This is a genomic window from Cupriavidus sp. 86D6, assembly GCF_057815095.1.
The window spans coordinates 1-17,591 of the sequence record NZ_JBYPSB010000029.1; the positions used below are offsets into that span (position 1 = coordinate 1).

Here is a 17,591-nt window from a genome sequence, read left to right on the forward strand (position 1 = left end):
GCGCGTGGGAACGCAACGCCTACCAGAACCAGCGCGTGGACTGCGAACTCGGTATCACGGCCAAGTCCGGCCACTGACGCGTGGCTGCCGACCTCGCTTCGAGGCGGCAGCCAGCGCGCTGGCGCGTCGCCTTTTCTTATTGATCGGGTGATTGGTAGAATCGGGCCATTACCCGAACAGCAGGCCCGAGAGAGACAGCCATGGAACGAAGCGCCACCGAAGGCATCGAAAAATCCACGCGGCGCCTGCTGCCTGAGGAGCGGGAGCAGCAGATTGTCGAGAAGGCCATCGAACACTTCACGCGAAATGGCTTCGGCGGCAGCACACGTGAGCTTGCCAAGCAGATCGGCGTCACACAGCCCCTTCTCTATCGGTATTTCGCCAGCAAGGACGCGCTGATCGAGCGTGTCTACAACGAGGTTTTCCAATGGCGTCCGGACTGGGATCGCCAGATCACGGACCGCTCCCTGCCGCTGACCGAACGGCTGTACGCCTTCTATCTGGACTATTCGTCGGTGATCCTGCGCGAGGAATGGATCCGGCTCTTTATCTTCGCCGGCCTGACTCACGAAGGCATCAATAACAAGTACCTCAGCAAGCTGCGCACCAAGGTATTCCTGCCGGTATTGGCCGAAGTCCGGGAGGCCTTCGACATCCCCGCGCCGCGCACCGCCGCTGAAACCGATGCCGAGATCGAGATGATCTGGAGCCTGCACGCTGCCATCTTCTATATCGGCGTGCGCAAATGGGTCTATGGGCTGAAGGTGCCGGCGGACATGGACGCCCTCATCAGGCAAAAGGTGGACATGTTCCTACTCGGCGCCCCTGCCGCCATGACGAAGATGCGTGGCGATAAGGGCTAGGCATCGCGTTCGGACACCTGGATGACTGGCAATGCGGCGCTCAGCGAGTCCTGACGATATTGCAGGGCAGAGACCGGCCGTGAAGAGACGTGGATCGCGCAGGTAGAGAACTTCGGCCGCGAAGCTGGATGTTCGTTGCCATTCGGGTTCCCACAGGTACCGGTGTAACACCTGCGCGGCATAGTGTTCCGCCTGAACCCCGCTCCAAAAAACAAAACCCCGGAAGACCGCGATCTTCCGGGGTTCGCCGCCAATACAGATGTAGTGGCGGAGACGGAGGGATTCGAACCCTCGATCCAGGTTTTGGCCCGGATGCTCCCTTAGCAGGGGAGTGCCTTCGACCTCTCGGCCACGTCTCCCAAACTTTTGTTGTGCAAGGGAGGCTGCACAACAGAGCGCGTATTCTAGCTAGGCAGTCTCGACTGGTCAACGAATTTCTCGCGACCCGTGACAAATATCACAGCAATCCTGCCCCGCCAGAATATTCAGAAGCGGATCACGCCTGATCCAGCTCGAACACCTTGTGCAGCGCGCGCACGGCGAGCTCCATGTACTTCTCGTCGATCAGCACCGAGATCTTGATTTCCGACGTGGAGATCATCTGGATATTGATGCCCTCTTCGGACAGCGTGCGGAACATCTTGCTGGCGATGCCCACGTGCGAGCGCATGCCCACGCCCACCACCGACACCTTCGACACCTTCGGGTCGCCCGACACGCTGGCGGCGCCGATATGGGCCTTCACGCTGTCGTTCAGGATGGTCAGCGCGCGCTGGTAGTCGCCGCGCGGCACGGTGAACGTGAAGTCGGTCTTGCCGTCCACCGACTGGTTCTGGATGATCATGTCGACGTCGATGTTGGCGTCGGCGATCGGGCCCAGGATCTGGTAGGCGATGCCCGGCTTGTCCGGCACGCCCAGCACGGTGATCTTGGCCTCGTCACGGGCAAAGGCAATGCCGGAGATGACGGCTGCTTCCATTTCAGACTCTTCCTCAAAAGTAATCAGCGTGCCCGAATGCATTTCCTGTTCGAGCGGCATCAGGGGGTCGGTCAGCGACGACAGCACGCGGGTCTTCACGCGGTACTTGCCGGCGAATTCCACCGAGCGGATCTGCAGCACCTTCGAGCCCAGGCTGGCCATTTCCAGCATTTCCTCGAACGTGATCTGATCCAGCCGGCGCGCGTCCTCGACCACGCGCGGATCGGTCGTGTACACGCCGTCCACGTCGGTATAGATCAGGCACTCGTCCGCCTCGATGGCGGCGGCGATGGCCACGGCAGAGGTGTCCGAGCCACCGCGACCCAGCGTCGTGATGTTGCCTTCGGTATCGATGCCCTGGAAGCCGGTAACGACCACCACCTTGCCGGAATCCAGGTCGCCGAGGATGCGCTCGTCATCGATCGACTCGATACGGGCCTTGGTGAAGGCCGAATCGGTCTTCACCGGCACTTGCCAGCCGGTATAGCTGACCGCGTCGATACCTTCGCCGTGCAGCGCAATGGCCAGCAGCGCCACGCTGGCCTGCTCGCCCGTGGAGGCCAGCATGTCCAGTTCACGCGGGTCCGGCTGCGCGGAGATTTCCTTGGCAAGGCCAAGCAGGCGATTGGTCTCGCCCGACATGGCCGAAGGCACCACGACAACGCGGTGACCTGCGCGGTGCCACTTGGCCACGCGCTTGGCGACATTCTTGATGCGTTCCGTGGAACCCATCGAAGTGCCGCCGTATTTGTGAACGATGAGAGCCATCTTCTTGTCGACGCCAGCGATTGTGCAAAGCCGATGAAATTACACGAAGAGTGGCTAAGCGTAAAGGCCGAAGGGGCGAAAATCCCGCAAAAACGTCATTCATTTGACGTCATTTTTATGTGAATGAAATTCACATGCGGAATTATATCTGTCCCCATTTATCGGCTGGGCGTGCGTCTACTCCGCGCGGTCCGCCGGATCCGGCAGGGATATCCATGCGACACGCCAGCGCGGCGCGTGGGGTGCGTCGGCCGGCCAGCGGCGATGCATGCCCAGGCCTGCCGCAAGCACCAGCGTGTCGCGGCTCCAGAGCAGCGGCAGGTGGGCGCGCCGCCAGGCGGGGACATCGGCCTCCTGATACGCCTGCTTCAGCGCCCGTGCCGGTCCGCCCGGGCGCAGCACGATGCGTTCTCCCCCTGCCCTGGCGGCCAGCCGCAGCGGCGCCCGCAGCACGGCCTCCGGCACGCCGAAGGTGTCATCCCGGTCAAAGCGTAGTTCGCCACGCCAGGCCGGCACCACGATCCGTGCCTCGCCGCGCCATTCGAACGCGAACGGCGCCGGCACGCCGGCCGGCACGGCATGGCAGGCCAGTACGCGGCCTCGAAAACGGCGCAGCACCAGGCCATCGTGTGCGATAGCCGGCTCGCCGCCCTCATGTTCGATCAGTTGGGTGCGCATGGCGGCCAGGCGCGCGGTCGATGGCGGCTGGGCGCCGAGGTCGCGCAGCCAGAGCCGCAGCACCGCATCGGCATGCTCGGGCGGCAAGGCCCGCAGGCCCGCGAGGTCCAGTTCGGAAAGCGTATCGGTGTCGCGGCCGCTGCAGACCAGCCGGGCCAGGGACCGTGCGGCCAGTGCGTCGAGCATGCCGGCCGCCTGCGCAAAATGCGCAGCCGCCTGGGTGACGTTGTCGTACAGGCCTGGAAACGCCTGCAGCAGCGCCGGCAACTGGGCGCGCAGCGCATTGCGCGCAAAGCGCGTGTCGGTGTTCGACGGATCGTCGATCCAGCGCAGGCCGTGCGCCGCGCAGTAGGCGTCGATGTCGGCGCGCGGCACATCCAGCCAGGGCCGCAGCAGCCAGACCTCGCCATCGGATTCACCCAGCACGTCGAGCGGCCGGCTGGCAGGCATGCCAGCCATGCCGGCGACGCCGGTGCCTCGAAACAGCCGCAGCAGCACCGTTTCCACCTGGTCGTCGCGATGATGGGCGAACAGCAGCAGCCGGGCGCCCTGCTCGCGACACATCCGGCCCAGTGCCGCGTGCCGCGCACGCCGTGCGGCAGCCTCGATGCCCTCGCCGGCCGTGGGCTGCACGGTCACGCGTGTGGTGGCCAGCGGCACCCGCAGGTCGGTGCACAGCGCGGCACAGAAACGGTCCCAGTCGTCGGCCTGGGCCTGCAGGCCGTGATGCACGTGCAGCGCCACCACGCGCGCCAGCGGCCATGCCGCAGCCAGCGCAGCGCGTGCCGCGTGCAGCAGCGCCACCGAATCGCGGCCACCAGACAACGCCACGGCCACGGTAAAGGGCCGCTCGGCCTCAGAAACAACAAAGGCCGCACTGGCCTGGACAGCCTGTGCGACCTTGTCGGTCAGACGCGCGGCGAGGCGCGTCGCGTCTTCGGCGCTCACATCACTCCTGGGCGCCGGTTTCCTTGAATTTGCCATAGGCCATCAGGCGCTCGTGGCGGCGAGCCTGCAGTTCCTTGACACTCATGCCCTGGAACTGGCGCAGCGATTCGGCCAGCGTGCGCTTGAGCATCGTCGCCATGCCCTTCGGATCGCGATGCGCGCCGCCCAGCGGCTCGTTGATGATCTTGTCGATCAGGCCCAGCGCCTTCAGGCGATGCGCGGTCAGGCCCAGCGCCTCGGCGGCTTCGGGCGCCTTCTCGGCGGTCTTCCACAGGATGGACGCGCAGCCTTCCGGCGAGATCACGGCGTACGTGGCGAACTGCAGCATCTGCACGACGTCGCCCACGGCAATCGCCAGCGCACCGCCCGAACCGCCTTCGCCGATGATCGTGGCGATCAGTGGCACCTTCAGCCCGGCCATCACATAGAGGTTATGGCCGATGGCTTCCGACTGGCCGCGCTCCTCGGCGTCGATGCCCGGGAACGCGCCCGGCGTGTCGACAAACGTGAAGATCGGCAGGCCGAACTTGTCGGCCAGTTCCATCAGGCGCTTGGCCTTGCGGTAGCCCTCGGGCTTCGACATGCCGAAGTTGCGCAGCGCGCGTTCCTTCGTGTCGCGGCCCTTCTGGTGGCCGATGACCATGCAGGCCTGGCCATTGAAGCGCGCCAGGCCGCCCACGATCGACAGATCGTCGGCAAACGACCGGTCGCCGTGCAATTCATGGAAGTCGGTGAAGATCTCGCGCACGTAATCCAGCGTGTACGGACGCTGGGGGTGACGCGCGATCTGCGCAACCTGCCACGGGGTCAGGTTGGCATAGATATCCTTGGTCAGCTGCTGGCTCTTGCCGGCCAGCCGCGAAATCTCTTCGGAAATATCGACAGCCGAATCGTCCTGCACAAAACGCAGTTCTTCGATCTTTGCCTCGAGCTCGGCAATCGGCTGCTCAAAATCCAGGAAGGTGGTTTTCATAAAGACGCGGACCTGTCTGTGAAGGGGCGCATTCTACCGGAAAAAATCCAGAAATCCGCCGCCCAATATGTTGATTCTTATACATTTTTGGCAAGAATCAACGCCGTCACTACTGCAACCTGCCCGATCCAGTAACTAATACGTCACTGGCAGCGGGTCCAGACTGCGCCACATATACCAGGTGGCCACCGTGCGCCACGGCTCCCAGTTGGCCGCCACCTCGCGCGCTTCGCTTCGCGTGACGGGTTCGCCACTGAAGTAATTGGTCGAGATCGCATTGATCAGCCCGACGTCATCGAGCGGCAGCACGTTGGGGCGCATCAGATTGAACATCAGGAACATCTCGGCCGTCCAGCGGCCGATGCCGCGGATCTGGGTCAGCTCGGCGATCACCGCCTCGTCGTCCATGCCGGCCCATTCCTTGACGTGGACCGTGCCGGCCTTGAAATGCTCGGCCAGGTCGGTAATGTACTCGGCCTTGCGCTTCGACAGGCCACAGCCGGCCAGTTGTTCCGTACCGGCCTTCAGGAACTGGGCCGGGGTCAAGCGCGGGCACAGCGTAACCAGGCGCTCCCAGACGGACTGGGCGGCCTTGACCGAAATCTGCTGGCCGACGATCGAGCGGGCCAGCGTAATGAACGGATCGTCGCGCGACACCAGGTGCGCGGGCCCGTACGTGGGAATCATCTTGCGCAGGATACGGTCGCGCTTCATCAGGTCCGCGCAGGCTTCGTCCCAATAGGCCGGCCGCACGGCGTCGACCACTGTTTCGACCGGCAGCGGAACGGCCTGCGCCTCCGGCAGGTCGGGCTTGCGCGACTTGCCGGCGGCCTTGGCCGCGGCGGGTGCCTTCGCCGGTACCTTGGGCGCCTGCCTGGCCGCAGTCTTGCCGGCGGGCCTGGGCGCCACGGCAGCGGCCTTCGGCTTGCGCGCGGCAGCGTTCAAGCACGCCTCCACTCGGTGGCGCCGCCTGGCTTGTCTTCGAGCACCACGCCGGCCGCCAGCAGGTCCGCACGGATGCGATCCGCCTCGGCGAAATTGCGCGCGGCCTTGGCCGTACGGCGCGCGGCGATCTGCGCGTCGATCTGCTCGGCACTCAGCCCATCGGCGGCGGCCGCCCCACCCTGCAGGAAGGTATGCGGGTCGCGCTCCAGCAGGCCCAGGGTGCCGGCCAGCGCCTTGAGCTGGTGGGCGGCCTGGGTCGAGCCCGTGCGATTGACCTCGCTGGCCAGGTCGAACAGCACCGACATGGCGATCGGCGTGTTGAAGTCGTCATTCATCGCGTCGGCAAAACGCCGCGCGTGCGGCTCGGCCCAATCCACCGCGCAACCGCCGGGCTGCGTTTCCTTGAGCGCCGTGTACAGGCGCGTCAGCGCATGGCGGGCGTCGTCCAGGTGGGCGTCGCTGTAGTTCAGCGGGCTGCGGTAGTGCGCGCGCAGGATGAAGAAGCGCACGACCTCGGGGTCGTACTGCTTCAGGACTTCGCGGATCGTGAAGAAATTGCCTAGCGATTTCGACATCTTCTCGTCATTGATACGCACGAAGCCGTTGTGCATCCACATGTTCACAAACGGCTTGCCGCTGGCGCCTTCCGACTGCGCGATCTCGTTCTCATGGTGCGGGAACTGCAGGTCGGCGCCCCCACCATGGATGTCGAAGTGCTCGCCCAGCAGCGTGCAGCTCATGGCGGAGCACTCAATGTGCCAGCCCGGGCGGCCGCTGCCCCACTTCGAATCCCACTTGCTCTCGGGCGGCTCGCTTTCCTTGGCCGATTTCCACAGCACGAAGTCCAGCGGGTCCTGCTTGGCGTCGTTGGCGCTGACGCGCTCGCCCGCGCGCAGGTCTTCCAGCGACTTGCCAGACAACCTGCCGTAGCCCGGGAACTTGCGCACCGAATAGTTCACGTCGCCGTCGGCGGCCTGGTACGCCAGGCCCCTGGCTTCGAGCTTTTCGATGATATTGAGCATCTGCGGCACGAATTCCGTGGCGCGCGGCTCATAATCGGGCCGGATCACGCCCAGCGCGGCGGCGTCCTCATGCATGTACTGGATGAAGCGCGTGGTCAGCTGGCCGATGGTCTCGCCATTCTCGGCGGCGCGACGGATGATCTTGTCGTCGATATCGGTGATGTTCTGCACGTACGTCACATCGTAGCCCGCGGCACGCAGCCAGCGATGCACCATGTCGAACACCACCATCACGCGTGCGTGGCCCACGTGGCAGTAGTCGTACACGGTCATGCCGCACACGTACATGCGGACCTTGCCCGGTTCGATAGGCACGAAAGGCTGCTTCTCACGCGCGAGCGTGTTGTAGATGTTCAGTTGCTGCATGGAGCGATGTGATTGGGTGACGATGCGGTGCGCGCCATGGCGCACGGGCCCCATATCTTACCGGAAGGTTGTCGGGCCGGCCTCAGGCGGGTCTCGGCATTGCGCCGGGTCCTGCACGCCGTGCCGCTTTGCTAGAATGCCGCGGAGTATAACGGACCGCCCTTACATGAGCCTGCTTCTGCCTTCCACCATCCTTGCAACGGCCCGCCGCCGCGCCGGCCTGTCCGCCCTCCGTGCCGCCGGCGGCACGCTGGCGATGGCGGCAGCCCTGGCGGCGGCCCCGGCCCTGGCGCAGAACGGGCCGGTATCCCTGCCCGCCCCGCTGGCGCCGCCCAGCGGCGTGGTGTCCACGGACCCCGGCATGGTCCCGGCGCAGAAGGCCGTCAACGACAAACGCTACGACGACGCCATCAAGGGCTTCGACAAGGTGCTGGCCACCAACCCGCGCAACGCCCAGGCCCGCTTCCAGCGCGCATGGGCCATGGCGCAGGCGGGCCATGACGACCAGGCCATCCAGGCCTTTGCCGAAATGGCACAGGACTTCCCCGAGCTGCCCGAACCGCACAACAACCTGGCCCTGCTCTACGCCAAACGCGGCGACCTGAAGCGTGCCGAGGCCGAACTGCTGCTGGCCATCGACGCCAAGCCCGACTACGCCATCGCCTACAGCAACCTGGGCGATGTCTACCGCCGCCTGGCCGAGAAGGCCTATGGCGACGCCGTACGGCGCAACCCGGCCGACGCGCGCGCCGCTGCGGGCCTGCGCCAACTGGGCGCGACCCCTGCGGCAGCCCCGGCGCCGGCTTCTTCGCCGGCCGCAGCCCCACGTTCGCGCAAGGCACCGGCCAGCGCGCCGGTGGCCCGCTAGACACCCGGGCAATGCCGGCGTCATCGGCGCCGGCACCTGCCCGAACCGCTCACTGCATCGCAAGACGGAGTTCCAGAGATGACCCTTTCCCGCCGCATCGTCCTGGCTGGCCTGGTGGCCGCCACCGCCGCACTGTCCCCGCTGGCCGTCCTGGCCCAGGGTGCCAGCCCGGCCGCCGCCCAGAAGACCGAGCGTGTGCAATTCGTCACCAGCGCCGGCAAGTTCACCGTCGAGGTGTATCCCGACGCGGCCCCGAAGACGGTCGCGAACTTCATGGAATATGTGAAGAGCGGCTTCTACAACGGCACCATCTTCCACCGCGTGATCAACGGCTTCATGGTGCAGGGCGGCGGCTTCGACCGCGACATGAAGGAAAAGCCCACGCGCGCACCGATTCCGCTGGAAGCGCAGAATGGCCTGAAGAACAAGGCCGGCACGGTGGCCATGGCGCGCACGTCGAATCCGAATTCCGCCACCGCGCAGTTCTTCGTCAATGTGGTGGATAATCCGAACCTCGACTACCCGCAGCCCGATGGCAACGGATATGCCGTATTCGGCAAGGTGGTGGAAGGCATGGACACGATCGACAAGATCAAGACCACCCCGACCACGGCTTACGGCGCCATGCGCAACGTGCCGGCCGCGCCGATCACGATCGAGTCCGCCACCGTCGTCACCAAGTAATACCGCGCGCATCGCGCGCGGCCATAACCGTCACCGAACAGAGGTAACCCATGAGCAAGGTACAACTCCAAACGACGCAAGGCGTCATCACGATCGAACTGGACGCCGAAAAGGCCCCCAAGACGGTGGAGAACTTCCTGTCGTACGTGCGCAAGGGCCACTATGACAACACGGTCTTCCATCGCGTGATCAAGAACTTCATGATCCAGGGCGGCGGCTTCGAGCCGGGCATGAAGCAGAAGGACACCGATGCCCCGATCGAGAACGAGGCCGGCAATGGCCTGAAGAACGACCGCTACACGGTTGCCATGGCCCGCACGAACGCGCCGCATTCGGCCACGGCCCAGTTCTTCATCAACGTGGTGGACAACGACTTCCTGAACTTCAGCTCGCCCACGCCGCAAGGCTTCGGCTATGCCGTGTTCGGCAAGGTCGTGGAAGGCACCGACGTCGTGGACGCCATCAAGGGCGTGCGCACGGGCACCTCGGGCTTCCACCAGGACGTGCCGATGGAGGACGTGGTGATCCAGAAGGCCACCATCGTCGAATAATCCGACGGCAACGTTCCTTTCGATGGCGGCATGCCGCTCGCGGTGAACACACCCCTCCGAAACGCATGACCGCATCCCACCGCACGCCGGCGGCCGCACCGATCGAGGTGCAGGCGCCGGCGTGGTTCATTTCCGACCTGCATCTGACACCCGGCATGCCGCGCACGCTGGCCGCCTTCCAGCGGGTGCTGGACCAGGCTGCCCGTCAGGCGGGCACGCTGTTCATCCTGGGTGATTTCTTCGAGTTCTGGGTGGGCGACGAGGAGACCGAGACACCGTTCGCGGGCGAGGTGGCGGCGGCCCTGCGCCGGCTGGCCCACGCCGGCGTGCCGGTCTACCTGATGCACGGTAATCGCGATTTCCTGATTGGCCGGCGCTTTGCCGACGCGGCAGGCGCCACGCTGCTGCCGGACCCTTCAGTTATCCATTGCGCCGGGCAACGCGTGGTGCTGAGCCACGGCGACATGCTCTGCACCGACGATCCGCGCTACATCCGCTTCCGCAACTGGACCCGCAAGGGCTGGGTGCAGCGGCTGTTTCTGGCCCTGCCGATGTCCACGCGGCTGAAGATCGCGCGCCGGCTGCGTGCCGACAGCGAGGCTGGCCGGGCTGGCCAGCCGGAAGGCGCCGCGCCGCCCGACTATGGCGATGCCGCCCCCGCTGCCGTCGATGCGCTGCTGGCTTCCAGCGGCGCCCCTACCCTGATCCACGGCCACACGCACCGGCCGGCCCGCCACGCCCACGCACGGGGCGACCGCTGGGTGCTGACCGACTGGGATCTCGATGGCCGCCACCCACGCGCGGCCGTGCTGCAGCTCGATACCGGCGGCTTCACGTTGCTGCCGCAGGTGGACTGACGATGCCGTCCGCCCCGCGATCCGTGCCGCGCCGCACGGCGTGCCAGTCCGTCGCCCAGACGCCTATTTCATCAGCTTGCGCAGTTCGCTCGCGTCGAAGCGGTCGTTCGGGGTGTTCTCGAGATGCTCGCCGAGCCGGTCTAGCGCGGCCAGCACGGCCTCGATGCGGTCATGTTGCTTGGCCGCGTTGTCGATCAGGCTCTTGAGCGCCAGCGATACCGGATCGTCGGCGTTCGGCGTGATGCCGTAGGCCGAGAATTCCTGCTTCGCGCCCTGCTGCTGCGGTGGCGCGTCGGGCATGATGATGCGGGCCGGAATGCCCACGGCGGTGGCGCCCGGCGGCACCGGCTTGAGCACCACGGCATTCGAGCCCACCCGGGCGCCATCGCCCACCACGAATCCGCCCAGCACCTTGGCCCCGGCACTGACCACCACGCCGGCACCCAGCGTCGGATGGCGCTTCTGGCCCTTGTAAAGCGACGTGCCGCCCAGCGTCACCCCCTGGTAGATCGTGCAGTCGTCGCCAATTTCGGCGGTTTCCCCGATCACCACGCCCATCCCGTGATCGATGAATACGCGGCGGCCCAGCCTGACCGCCGGATGGATCTCGATGCCGGTCAGCCAGCGCGACCAGTGCGAGATCCAGCGCCCGAGCCAGTGGAATCCACTGCCCCAGCACGCATGGGCCACGCGGTGAAAAATCACGGCGTGCAGCCCCGGATAGCAGGTCAGGACCTCCAGGCGGCTGCGTGCGGCGGGGTCGCGCCGCATGATGGCATCGATATCTTCCTTCAGGCGAGTGAACATCTTCGTCGTGTCGTGTTGCCGCGCCGATGCGCCGTTCGCACAACGTGCAAACGGTCGCCGGCGCGGTCAGGAGCCGGTCTTGTGCTTCTTGATTGCTTGGGGGACGGCCTGGGCGCGTGCGAGCAGGGAGTGTAAGAGATTTGTGCGCCTGCCGCCGGGCCCTGAGGCCATCAGGGCTTTTCGGGTCGCGACGGCTTCAACATCGCGCCGGCTGACCCACGCACGCGCGAACGCCGCTCCGGCCGAGGGCGGGGCCGATGGCGTTGCTGCGCATGTCGTATGCCGGGATGGAAATCACGGTTCAGCCTTCCTTGTTGCCGTCTGTCTGCGTGCCTTGCCGGCCGGCACCTTCGTCACCGTCGCGCGCCAGCAGCATGCGCTTGGCGATGCCGCGCAGGATGTTGACCTCTTCGCGCTCAAGCCCGGCGCGGGCGAACATTCGCCGCAGACGCGGCATCAGCTTGCGCGGGTTGTCCGGATCGAGAAATCCGATGGCGACCAGCCCCGCCTGGAGATGGCCGAACATCGATTCGACCTGTTCCGCCGTGGCGGGCTCACCAGCATAGCCGATATTCGGCGTGCCGTCCGACGCGTCGGCCTGCGCCGGCTCGGCTTCCAGCAGCGCCAGCCGCATTTCGTAGGCGATCAGCTGCACCGCCTGCGCCAGGTTCAGCGACGCGTACGCGGGGTTGGCGGGAATATGGGTCACGGCCGAACAGCGCAGTACCGCCTCGTTAGGCAATCCGTAACGCTCGTTGCCGAAGACGAAGGCAATGATGCCCCCGCCATCGGCCGCCAGCATCGCCTGGCCCCGTGCGGCGGCGGCGCGCGGCAACAGCCGCGGCGGGCCGAATTCGCGCTGTCGCGCGGTCATCGCCACCGTGAACGCCGTGCCAGCCAGCGCGCTTTCCACATCGTCGACGATGCGGGCGCCGGCCAGCACGTCATCGGCGCCGCTGGCCATCGCCACCGCATCCGGATGCGTCAGCACGCCGGGCTCGCGTGGCGACACCAGCACTAGGCTGCCGGGCTGCCCGCCAAAGCCCATGGTTTTCATCGCCCGCGCCACCGAGCCCACGTTGCCGGGGTGGCTGGTTTCCACCAGCACCACGCGCACGCGCGAGAAGATGCCTGATGCGCCACTTGCAGAGGTCGCTACGGGAATGGGTTCAGCCTGGGAATTCAATGCTTCAGTCATCTGGGATGCCCCTGCCGCGGCGTTTGCCGCCGTCGGCTCGTACAGCGGGCCGGGTTCCTATACAATGGCGCCTTCCAATTGCGGTGCGGCGCCCCACCAGGCGACGCCCCTTGTTCTTCTACAATCCGTTGTGCTGTTCGGCCACTGCCGGGCGGTTCGCGCGCCAACCGCCCATTGCCGGCGGATGCCGCTGCTGCGAATCATGTCCTGCGCGGCCCCTGGAGAGATTCATGCATCCGATGCTCAATATCGCCGTCAAGGCGGCCCGCAAGGCGGGATCCATCATCAACCGCGCGTCGATCGACGTCGATCTGGTCCGCGTTTCGCGCAAACAGCACAACGATTTCGTGACCGAAGTCGACCGCGCGGCCGAAGCCGCCGTCATCGAGATCATCCGCACCGCGTACCCCGAGCACGCCATTCTAGCGGAAGAGTCCGGCCAATCCTGGGCCGAGGGCGACGACCAGCACGAATTCACCTGGGTGATCGATCCGCTGGACGGCACCACCAACTTCATCCACGGCTTTCCGCAATACGCAGTGTCCATCGGCCTGCTGCACAAGGGCGTGCCGTCGCAGGCGGTGGTCTACGACCCCACGCGCGACGAACTGTTCACGGCCAGCAAGGGCGCCGGCGCATTCCTGAACAACCGCCGCATCCGCGTCACGCGCCGCGACAAGCTGGCCGATTGCCTGATCGGCACGGGCTTCCCGTTCCGTGACCTCGAAGGCATGGACGAATACCTTGAAATCTTCGCGCTGATGACGCGCAGCTGCGCGGGCCTGCGTCGCCCGGGCGCCGCCGCGCTGGACCTGGCCTATGTGGCATGCGGCCGCCTGGACGGTTTCTTCGAGCGCGGCCTGAAGCCGTGGGACATGGCCGCGGGCATGCTGCTGATCACCGAGGCCGGCGGCCTGGTGGGCAACTACAACGGCGAATCGCGCCAGATGGAACAAGGCGAGGTGCTGGCCGGCAACCCGAAGGCCTTCGCCCAGATGGTGCGCCTGCTGTCGCCGTTCTCGCTGGATAACGTCAAGCCGTCGCTGAAGCCGATCGGCGAATAAAAAGCCGGCGCAGCACGATAAAGCTGGCCCCTAGCCGGCGGAATCGAGCGAACACGCGGTTGGCAGGTGCTGCGCCGTCACGGCGCCGCTGCCGACCCGGACCGCGCAGTTCCACGTGCCGTCAGCCAGCCGGCCCACCGTCAGCCGGGTGCCCCTGAGCGCCGGATGCACGTCACCATCGAGCGTGACGACAATGCTGCCCGATCCGTCCGCATTGAACGCGAACCGGTTGGGCGTGGCGGTCAGCTGCGATGGCACGTAGCCGAGCGACGCGACCGGGTCCGGAAAGGCGTTCTGGCCGTCGTGCAGGCGTTCTTCCACCGGAATCTTGTACGCCGAAGCCTCCCAGAAGGCGCGGCCGATTTCCGACTTCACCACAAAATCCTGATACGTCGGAATGGCGATCGCGGCAAGAATGCCCACGATCGCCACCACGATCATCAGTTCGATCAGCGCGAATCCACGGCGCAGCGATGGCCGCCAGGCCATGCACCCCACCGGGCCCCCTGCCGCGGCCCTCCCCGGCCATTCTCCCGTCGTTGCTTTTGTCATGTTGCGACCCGTCTTGTTGCCGGCCTCTGCGTGCCGGTACGCCTGATCCATCCACGAACCATGCCAGGCCGGTTTCGCTGGCGAAGTGACAGTTTTCGTCGGAAATGTCCGGTTAGCCGCAGTCGCGACTGACAAGTTTGCAGCGCGTTGGCGATGCGGGTGACAAATCTCGTCGTAGGCGACGCATTTTGAGAATCCGGCCCGAGACTTCCGCGCCGGGGCCGCATAGAGTCTCCTTCCATAAACAAATCGCTTGCGCCCCCTTCATCACCGTGTGTATATTTACACACGGATCGCCTGAAGGAGGCACTTTTGCATTCAATGGCCTTGATCCGCCTGCTGGAACGTGAGGGATGGCGCCTGGTGCGCTGCAAGGGTAGTCATCTCACCTACAAGCACCCGTCGCGCGCGCAGATCGTCACCGTGCCGCATCCGAAGAAGGACCTGCCGACCGGCACCGTCCGCAGCATCATGAGGACGGCGCGGCTGGTATGACTGGCGCACAACGCATGGAGAGCAACGACATGGAATTTCCGATTGCCATTCACAAGGACCCCGAAAGCATCTACGGGGTGACGGTGCCCGACGTGGCGGGCTGCTATTCGTCCGGTGACACGGTCGAGGACGCCATCCGCAATGCGCGCGAGGCCATCATCAGCCACTTCGAGGTGCTGCTGTCTCTGGGCGAGGCGGTCACCCTGACGGCCACGCCGATCGCCGAACTGGCCGAGCGGCCCGAATTCGCCGGCGCCATCTGGGCCCTGGCCGACATCGACCTGGCCATGCTCGACAACCGGCCAGAGCGCATCAACATCAGCCTGCCCCGCTTCGTGCTGCACAAGATCGACACCTTCGTCGGTGCCCGCCACGAGACACGCAGCGGCTTTCTGGCGCGCGCCGCGCTGGAAGCCATGGCCAGTGACGCATGAGCCTGCGCAAAGGCCCGGAATTCCCAAGCAAAAATGAGAATCGGGGACGAGGTTCCGAGAGGGGCTGGCGGTAAAATGCCGCTTTGCGCCGCGAGCCCGAACAGGCTGGTGATGCCGGGGGCGCCCCGCGCGTCCGCCCGACAGCCTGCCTGGCCACCCGCAGCAACCGATATACCGGCGGCCCCACCGTGGCGCCGCCCGAGAGGAATGCATGTCCGCTGAAGCCCTTTCCAACCTGTCCACGACTTCGCCCGACGACACGCCGCGCGATGACGACATCCGCGCCGCCGGCGACGCCGTCCTGTCGGCCGAAGCACTGGCCGCCGCCGAAGGCACCACGCCGCGCGGCGGCAAATCCGGCAAGTCGGACAAGGCTGAAAAGCACACGCCAATGATGCTGCAGCGTGTGTAGCGCGCCAGTGCTGGATTGCAGACGCGACCTACGCTAAAAGCTACGCCCATCTTTGCGCCGTTCTAGGCGCGCCCTTTCCCCCTCCTCTCCAAAAATCTCGCTTCACCTCCCTTGCGCCTGCTAACGTGTGTGCTAACATGTGTGCATGTTGATAATAAATGCACTGGAGGGGCGATGAACACCGCTCAAGCAATCGCCAGACAGGCAGCCCACGAAAACCTGAAGCACTTGCAAGCCGACACGGTAGAGCTGCTGAAGGACGTCCTTCGCCGGATGGACGTGATCGATCTCAATGATCCAAGCGCGGTGGGGAAGCTCAGCGCCGACGCAAAGTACGCCCTGATCTGCATGAACGTCGAACTGGGAGCCGCCCAATGATCGACCCGCACGACCCCATTCTCGTCCGTCTCCGCTCCAGCAAACAGACCCTGCGCTGGACCGTGGCCGGCATCGCATTCCTTGCAGCAATCGCCCTCGCCTTTCCGTTCCTGACGGGCACCTATCACTGACTCACCTGGAGAACACCGTGCCGCAAATCACCATGCAAGAAGTCAAAAGCAGCCAAATCCACAGCATCGGACACGACGCAGGGAGCAACACCCTAGCCATCCGCTTCAAGAGCAAGGCAGGCGCCGGCAGCCTGTACCACTACGCCAACTTCCCAGCCGCCGAGTTCGAGGCATTCAAGAGCGCGGAATCGATCGGCGCCCACTTCGGCAAGGTCATCAAGCCGGAAGTGACCAAGTACCCGTTCACCAAGATCGAGCCGGCCACGGCCGCCTGATCGCCCTCCAACGACAGGGAGTCTGGACATGGATGACTTCGTAATGATCTGCGCCGCTGTCATGTTTCTGGCGGTGATCGGCGTCCCAGTTCTAGGTCTGCTGCGATGAAAACGTTCGTCTGCTGCTATTGCGGCGCCGGCGACCACACAGTGGCCGGCTGTCCGTGGACCAGATTCGCCCGGGTGTCGCTTGCCCGCCCTATCAACTGACGAGAGAGACATGAGCCAACAAACGACGCGCGCCGCTGCCCACGCCTGGTGGGTCACCGGCCGCCCTGAACTCAACGACCTCTGCCCGCTGCAACTTATCCTCGGGCAAGGCAGGCTCGCGGCCGGCGCCGAGGAGCCCACCAAGTACCAGGCCGAGATGCTGTCTGAGCCCTGGAACAAGCGCTACGCGCGGCTGCTGGACTCCCAGTGCATGCCCGACGACGAGATGTCGCCGGCGGCCGACAACGACGCGCGCGGGGCGCTGACGGAAGCGGTTGAGCGCACTATCGAGACAATCGAACGGCAGTTGAGCCTTATCGGAGAGCGTGCACCGGGCGAGTACCTAGACAAGCGCCCTGTTGTGCAGTCGCTTCAGGCTCATGCTAGGCGACTGCGCGCGGCACTTGCCGCCCAGCTCCCAGCGGGGGATGGGCTGACGGATGAGCAGATCGAAGCGGTTTGGAACGGTCTTGGCTATCGCACGAAGTTCACAGGCTATCTGCGCGAATTCGCCCGCGCCATCCTAGCCGCCCCTCGCCAGCCTGGGTCAGACGAAGGCACGATGGCGATCCGCGAGCTTGCACACCTACGCGAATCTGCCGCGTGCTCCGGCTTCAAGAGCATTGAGGCAGCCATCACCGCCGCATCTATCGCCCCTCGCCAGCCTGGGGAAATGGGCGCGGGGGTGCCGGATGGCTGGAAGCTGGTTCCGGTAGAGCCGACTGCATGGATGCAAACGTGCATCAAGGACGCATGGCAGTACGGCGCTGATGCTGGCCCTGCGTCGGCGTGGATGGCTGGCGTCAAGGCCGCACCGGATGCCCCAGCCGCATCGGCGCAGCAGGATGCGCCCAAGAAGAAAGACTTCCTGAACGGCTGGCGTGAAGCCATCGAACAGTTGCCGGTGAGTCGTGGGGAGCCGCAGGTGGCGCAGCAGGATGAGCGCGAGGCGTTGATTGACGTGCTGAAGAACGAGCAGAACAACCTTGCCGCATCGCGCCGCCAGTGCAGCGAGCACGATGGCGCACGTTGGGATGCTTTGCAGCAAGTCATCGACTATCTGGCAACTACCCAGCAGGTACAGGCCGATGCGTGGGCGGTGCCTGCTGGGTTGCTGGATGCCTTGCGCTTCT

20 protein-coding genes, 1 tRNA gene and 1 pseudogene are annotated in these 17,591 nt (G+C 65.4%); 13 read left to right on the forward strand and 9 right to left on the reverse strand.

Annotation, left to right across the window (positions count from 1 at the left end; translation table 11 throughout):
- Positions 1–200: 200 nt before the first annotated feature.
- Positions 201–863: a TetR/AcrR family transcriptional regulator gene (locus AC3G88_RS29005; RefSeq protein WP_488894458.1), complete on the forward strand. Its 663-nt coding sequence runs from the start codon at positions 201–203 to the stop codon at positions 861–863.
- Between the two features lie 265 nt (positions 864–1,128).
- On the opposite strand, the gene AC3G88_RS29010 is transcribed toward AC3G88_RS29005, so the two are convergent.
- The 6 genes from AC3G88_RS29010 to cysS all read right to left on the reverse strand — a co-directional run bounded on the left by AC3G88_RS29010 (position 1,129) and on the right by cysS (position 7,542).
- Positions 1,129–1,222: transfer RNA gene (locus AC3G88_RS29010), tRNA-Ser, on the reverse strand.
- A 137-nt stretch (positions 1,223–1,359) separates the two neighbouring features.
- Positions 1,360–2,610 (reverse strand): aspartate kinase, encoded by a 1,251-nt coding sequence (locus AC3G88_RS29015; RefSeq protein ID WP_092596136.1) that lies wholly within the window; start codon positions 2,608–2,610, stop codon positions 1,360–1,362.
- A gap of 177 nt (positions 2,611–2,787) precedes the next feature.
- Positions 2,788–4,272, reverse strand: coding sequence for a tRNA lysidine(34) synthetase TilS (tilS, locus tag AC3G88_RS29020; RefSeq protein WP_488771342.1), 1,485 nt, complete (start codon positions 4,270–4,272; stop codon positions 2,788–2,790).
- Positions 4,238–5,209, reverse strand: coding sequence for an acetyl-CoA carboxylase carboxyltransferase subunit alpha (locus AC3G88_RS29025; protein ID WP_092596150.1), 972 nt, complete (start codon positions 5,207–5,209; stop codon positions 4,238–4,240). Before AC3G88_RS29025 ends, tilS begins: the two co-directional genes overlap by 35 nt.
- Before the next feature lie 135 nt (positions 5,210–5,344).
- Positions 5,345–6,154 (reverse strand): DNA-3-methyladenine glycosylase family protein, encoded by an 810-nt coding sequence (locus AC3G88_RS29030; RefSeq protein ID WP_153948895.1) that lies wholly within the window; start codon positions 6,152–6,154, stop codon positions 5,345–5,347.
- Positions 6,151–7,542: a cysteine--tRNA ligase gene (cysS, locus tag AC3G88_RS29035; protein WP_488771341.1), complete on the reverse strand. Its 1,392-nt coding sequence runs from the start codon at positions 7,540–7,542 to the stop codon at positions 6,151–6,153. The genes AC3G88_RS29030 and cysS overlap by 4 nt, the downstream gene beginning before the upstream one ends.
- A gap of 166 nt (positions 7,543–7,708) precedes the next feature.
- On the opposite strand from cysS, the gene AC3G88_RS29040 reads away from it, so the two are divergent.
- From AC3G88_RS29040 to AC3G88_RS29055, 4 genes are all read left to right on the forward strand, one after another.
- Positions 7,709–8,410: a tetratricopeptide repeat protein gene (locus tag AC3G88_RS29040; protein ID WP_488771340.1), complete on the forward strand. Its 702-nt coding sequence runs from the start codon at positions 7,709–7,711 to the stop codon at positions 8,408–8,410.
- A 78-nt stretch (positions 8,411–8,488) separates the two neighbouring features.
- Positions 8,489–9,094, forward strand: coding sequence for a peptidylprolyl isomerase (locus AC3G88_RS29045; protein ID WP_488771339.1), 606 nt, complete (start codon positions 8,489–8,491; stop codon positions 9,092–9,094).
- Positions 9,095–9,144: 50 nt separating this feature from the next.
- Entirely contained in the window at positions 9,145–9,645 is a 501-nt protein-coding gene (locus AC3G88_RS29050) for a peptidylprolyl isomerase (RefSeq protein ID WP_153948899.1), read from the forward strand.
- A gap of 65 nt (positions 9,646–9,710) precedes the next feature.
- Entirely contained in the window at positions 9,711–10,502 is a 792-nt protein-coding gene (locus AC3G88_RS29055; RefSeq protein WP_488771338.1) for a UDP-2,3-diacylglucosamine diphosphatase, read from the forward strand.
- Between the two features lie 63 nt (positions 10,503–10,565).
- Here AC3G88_RS29055 and cysE read toward each other — a convergent pair whose 3' ends face one another.
- Positions 10,566–11,309, reverse strand: coding sequence for a serine O-acetyltransferase (gene cysE, locus AC3G88_RS29060; RefSeq protein ID WP_488771337.1), 744 nt, complete (start codon positions 11,307–11,309; stop codon positions 10,566–10,568).
- Between the two features lie 301 nt (positions 11,310–11,610).
- Positions 11,611–12,507 carry an RNA methyltransferase gene (locus AC3G88_RS29065; RefSeq protein WP_488771335.1) on the reverse strand — a complete coding sequence of 299 codons (897 nt, stop codon included), beginning with the start codon at positions 12,505–12,507 and terminating at the stop codon, positions 11,611–11,613.
- 230 nt (positions 12,508–12,737) lie between these two features.
- On the opposite strand from AC3G88_RS29065, the gene AC3G88_RS29070 reads away from it, so the two are divergent.
- Positions 12,738–13,571 (forward strand): inositol monophosphatase family protein, encoded by an 834-nt coding sequence (locus tag AC3G88_RS29070; RefSeq protein WP_153948903.1) that lies wholly within the window; start codon positions 12,738–12,740, stop codon positions 13,569–13,571.
- Positions 13,572–13,601: 30 nt separating this feature from the next.
- Here the strand turns inward: AC3G88_RS29070 and AC3G88_RS29075 are convergent, their stop codons facing one another.
- On the reverse strand, positions 13,602–14,060 hold the full coding sequence (locus AC3G88_RS29075; RefSeq protein ID WP_488894459.1) for a pilin: 459 nt from the start codon (positions 14,058–14,060) through the stop codon (positions 13,602–13,604).
- A gap of 375 nt (positions 14,061–14,435) precedes the next feature.
- On the opposite strand from AC3G88_RS29075, the gene AC3G88_RS29080 reads away from it, so the two are divergent.
- The 7 genes and pseudogenes from AC3G88_RS29080 to AC3G88_RS29110 form a co-directional block, all read left to right on the forward strand.
- Positions 14,436–14,618, forward strand: a complete 183-nt coding sequence (locus AC3G88_RS29080) for a type II toxin-antitoxin system HicA family toxin (RefSeq protein WP_153948904.1) — start codon at positions 14,436–14,438, stop codon at positions 14,616–14,618.
- A gap of 29 nt (positions 14,619–14,647) precedes the next feature.
- Complete coding sequence (locus AC3G88_RS29085) at positions 14,648–15,052, forward strand: type II toxin-antitoxin system HicB family antitoxin (RefSeq protein ID WP_488771331.1); 405 nt, start codon at positions 14,648–14,650, stop codon at positions 15,050–15,052.
- Positions 15,053–15,263: 211 nt separating this feature from the next.
- A complete protein-coding gene (locus tag AC3G88_RS29090; protein ID WP_488894460.1) occupies positions 15,264–15,464 on the forward strand; it encodes a hypothetical protein in 201 nt (66 codons plus the stop codon).
- A 174-nt stretch (positions 15,465–15,638) separates the two neighbouring features.
- Positions 15,639–15,842 carry a hypothetical protein gene (locus AC3G88_RS29095; RefSeq protein ID WP_488894461.1) on the forward strand — a complete coding sequence of 68 codons (204 nt, stop codon included), beginning with the start codon at positions 15,639–15,641 and terminating at the stop codon, positions 15,840–15,842.
- Complete coding sequence (locus tag AC3G88_RS29100) at positions 15,839–15,973, forward strand: hypothetical protein (protein WP_488894462.1); 135 nt, start codon at positions 15,839–15,841, stop codon at positions 15,971–15,973. Before AC3G88_RS29095 ends, AC3G88_RS29100 begins: the two co-directional genes overlap by 4 nt.
- 32 nt (positions 15,974–16,005) lie before the next feature.
- Positions 16,006–16,248 (forward strand): KTSC domain-containing protein, encoded by a 243-nt coding sequence (locus AC3G88_RS29105; RefSeq protein ID WP_488894463.1) that lies wholly within the window; start codon positions 16,006–16,008, stop codon positions 16,246–16,248.
- A gap of 220 nt (positions 16,249–16,468) precedes the next feature.
- Positions 16,469–17,591, forward strand: a pseudogene (locus AC3G88_RS29110) (hypothetical protein); the annotation flags it as partial.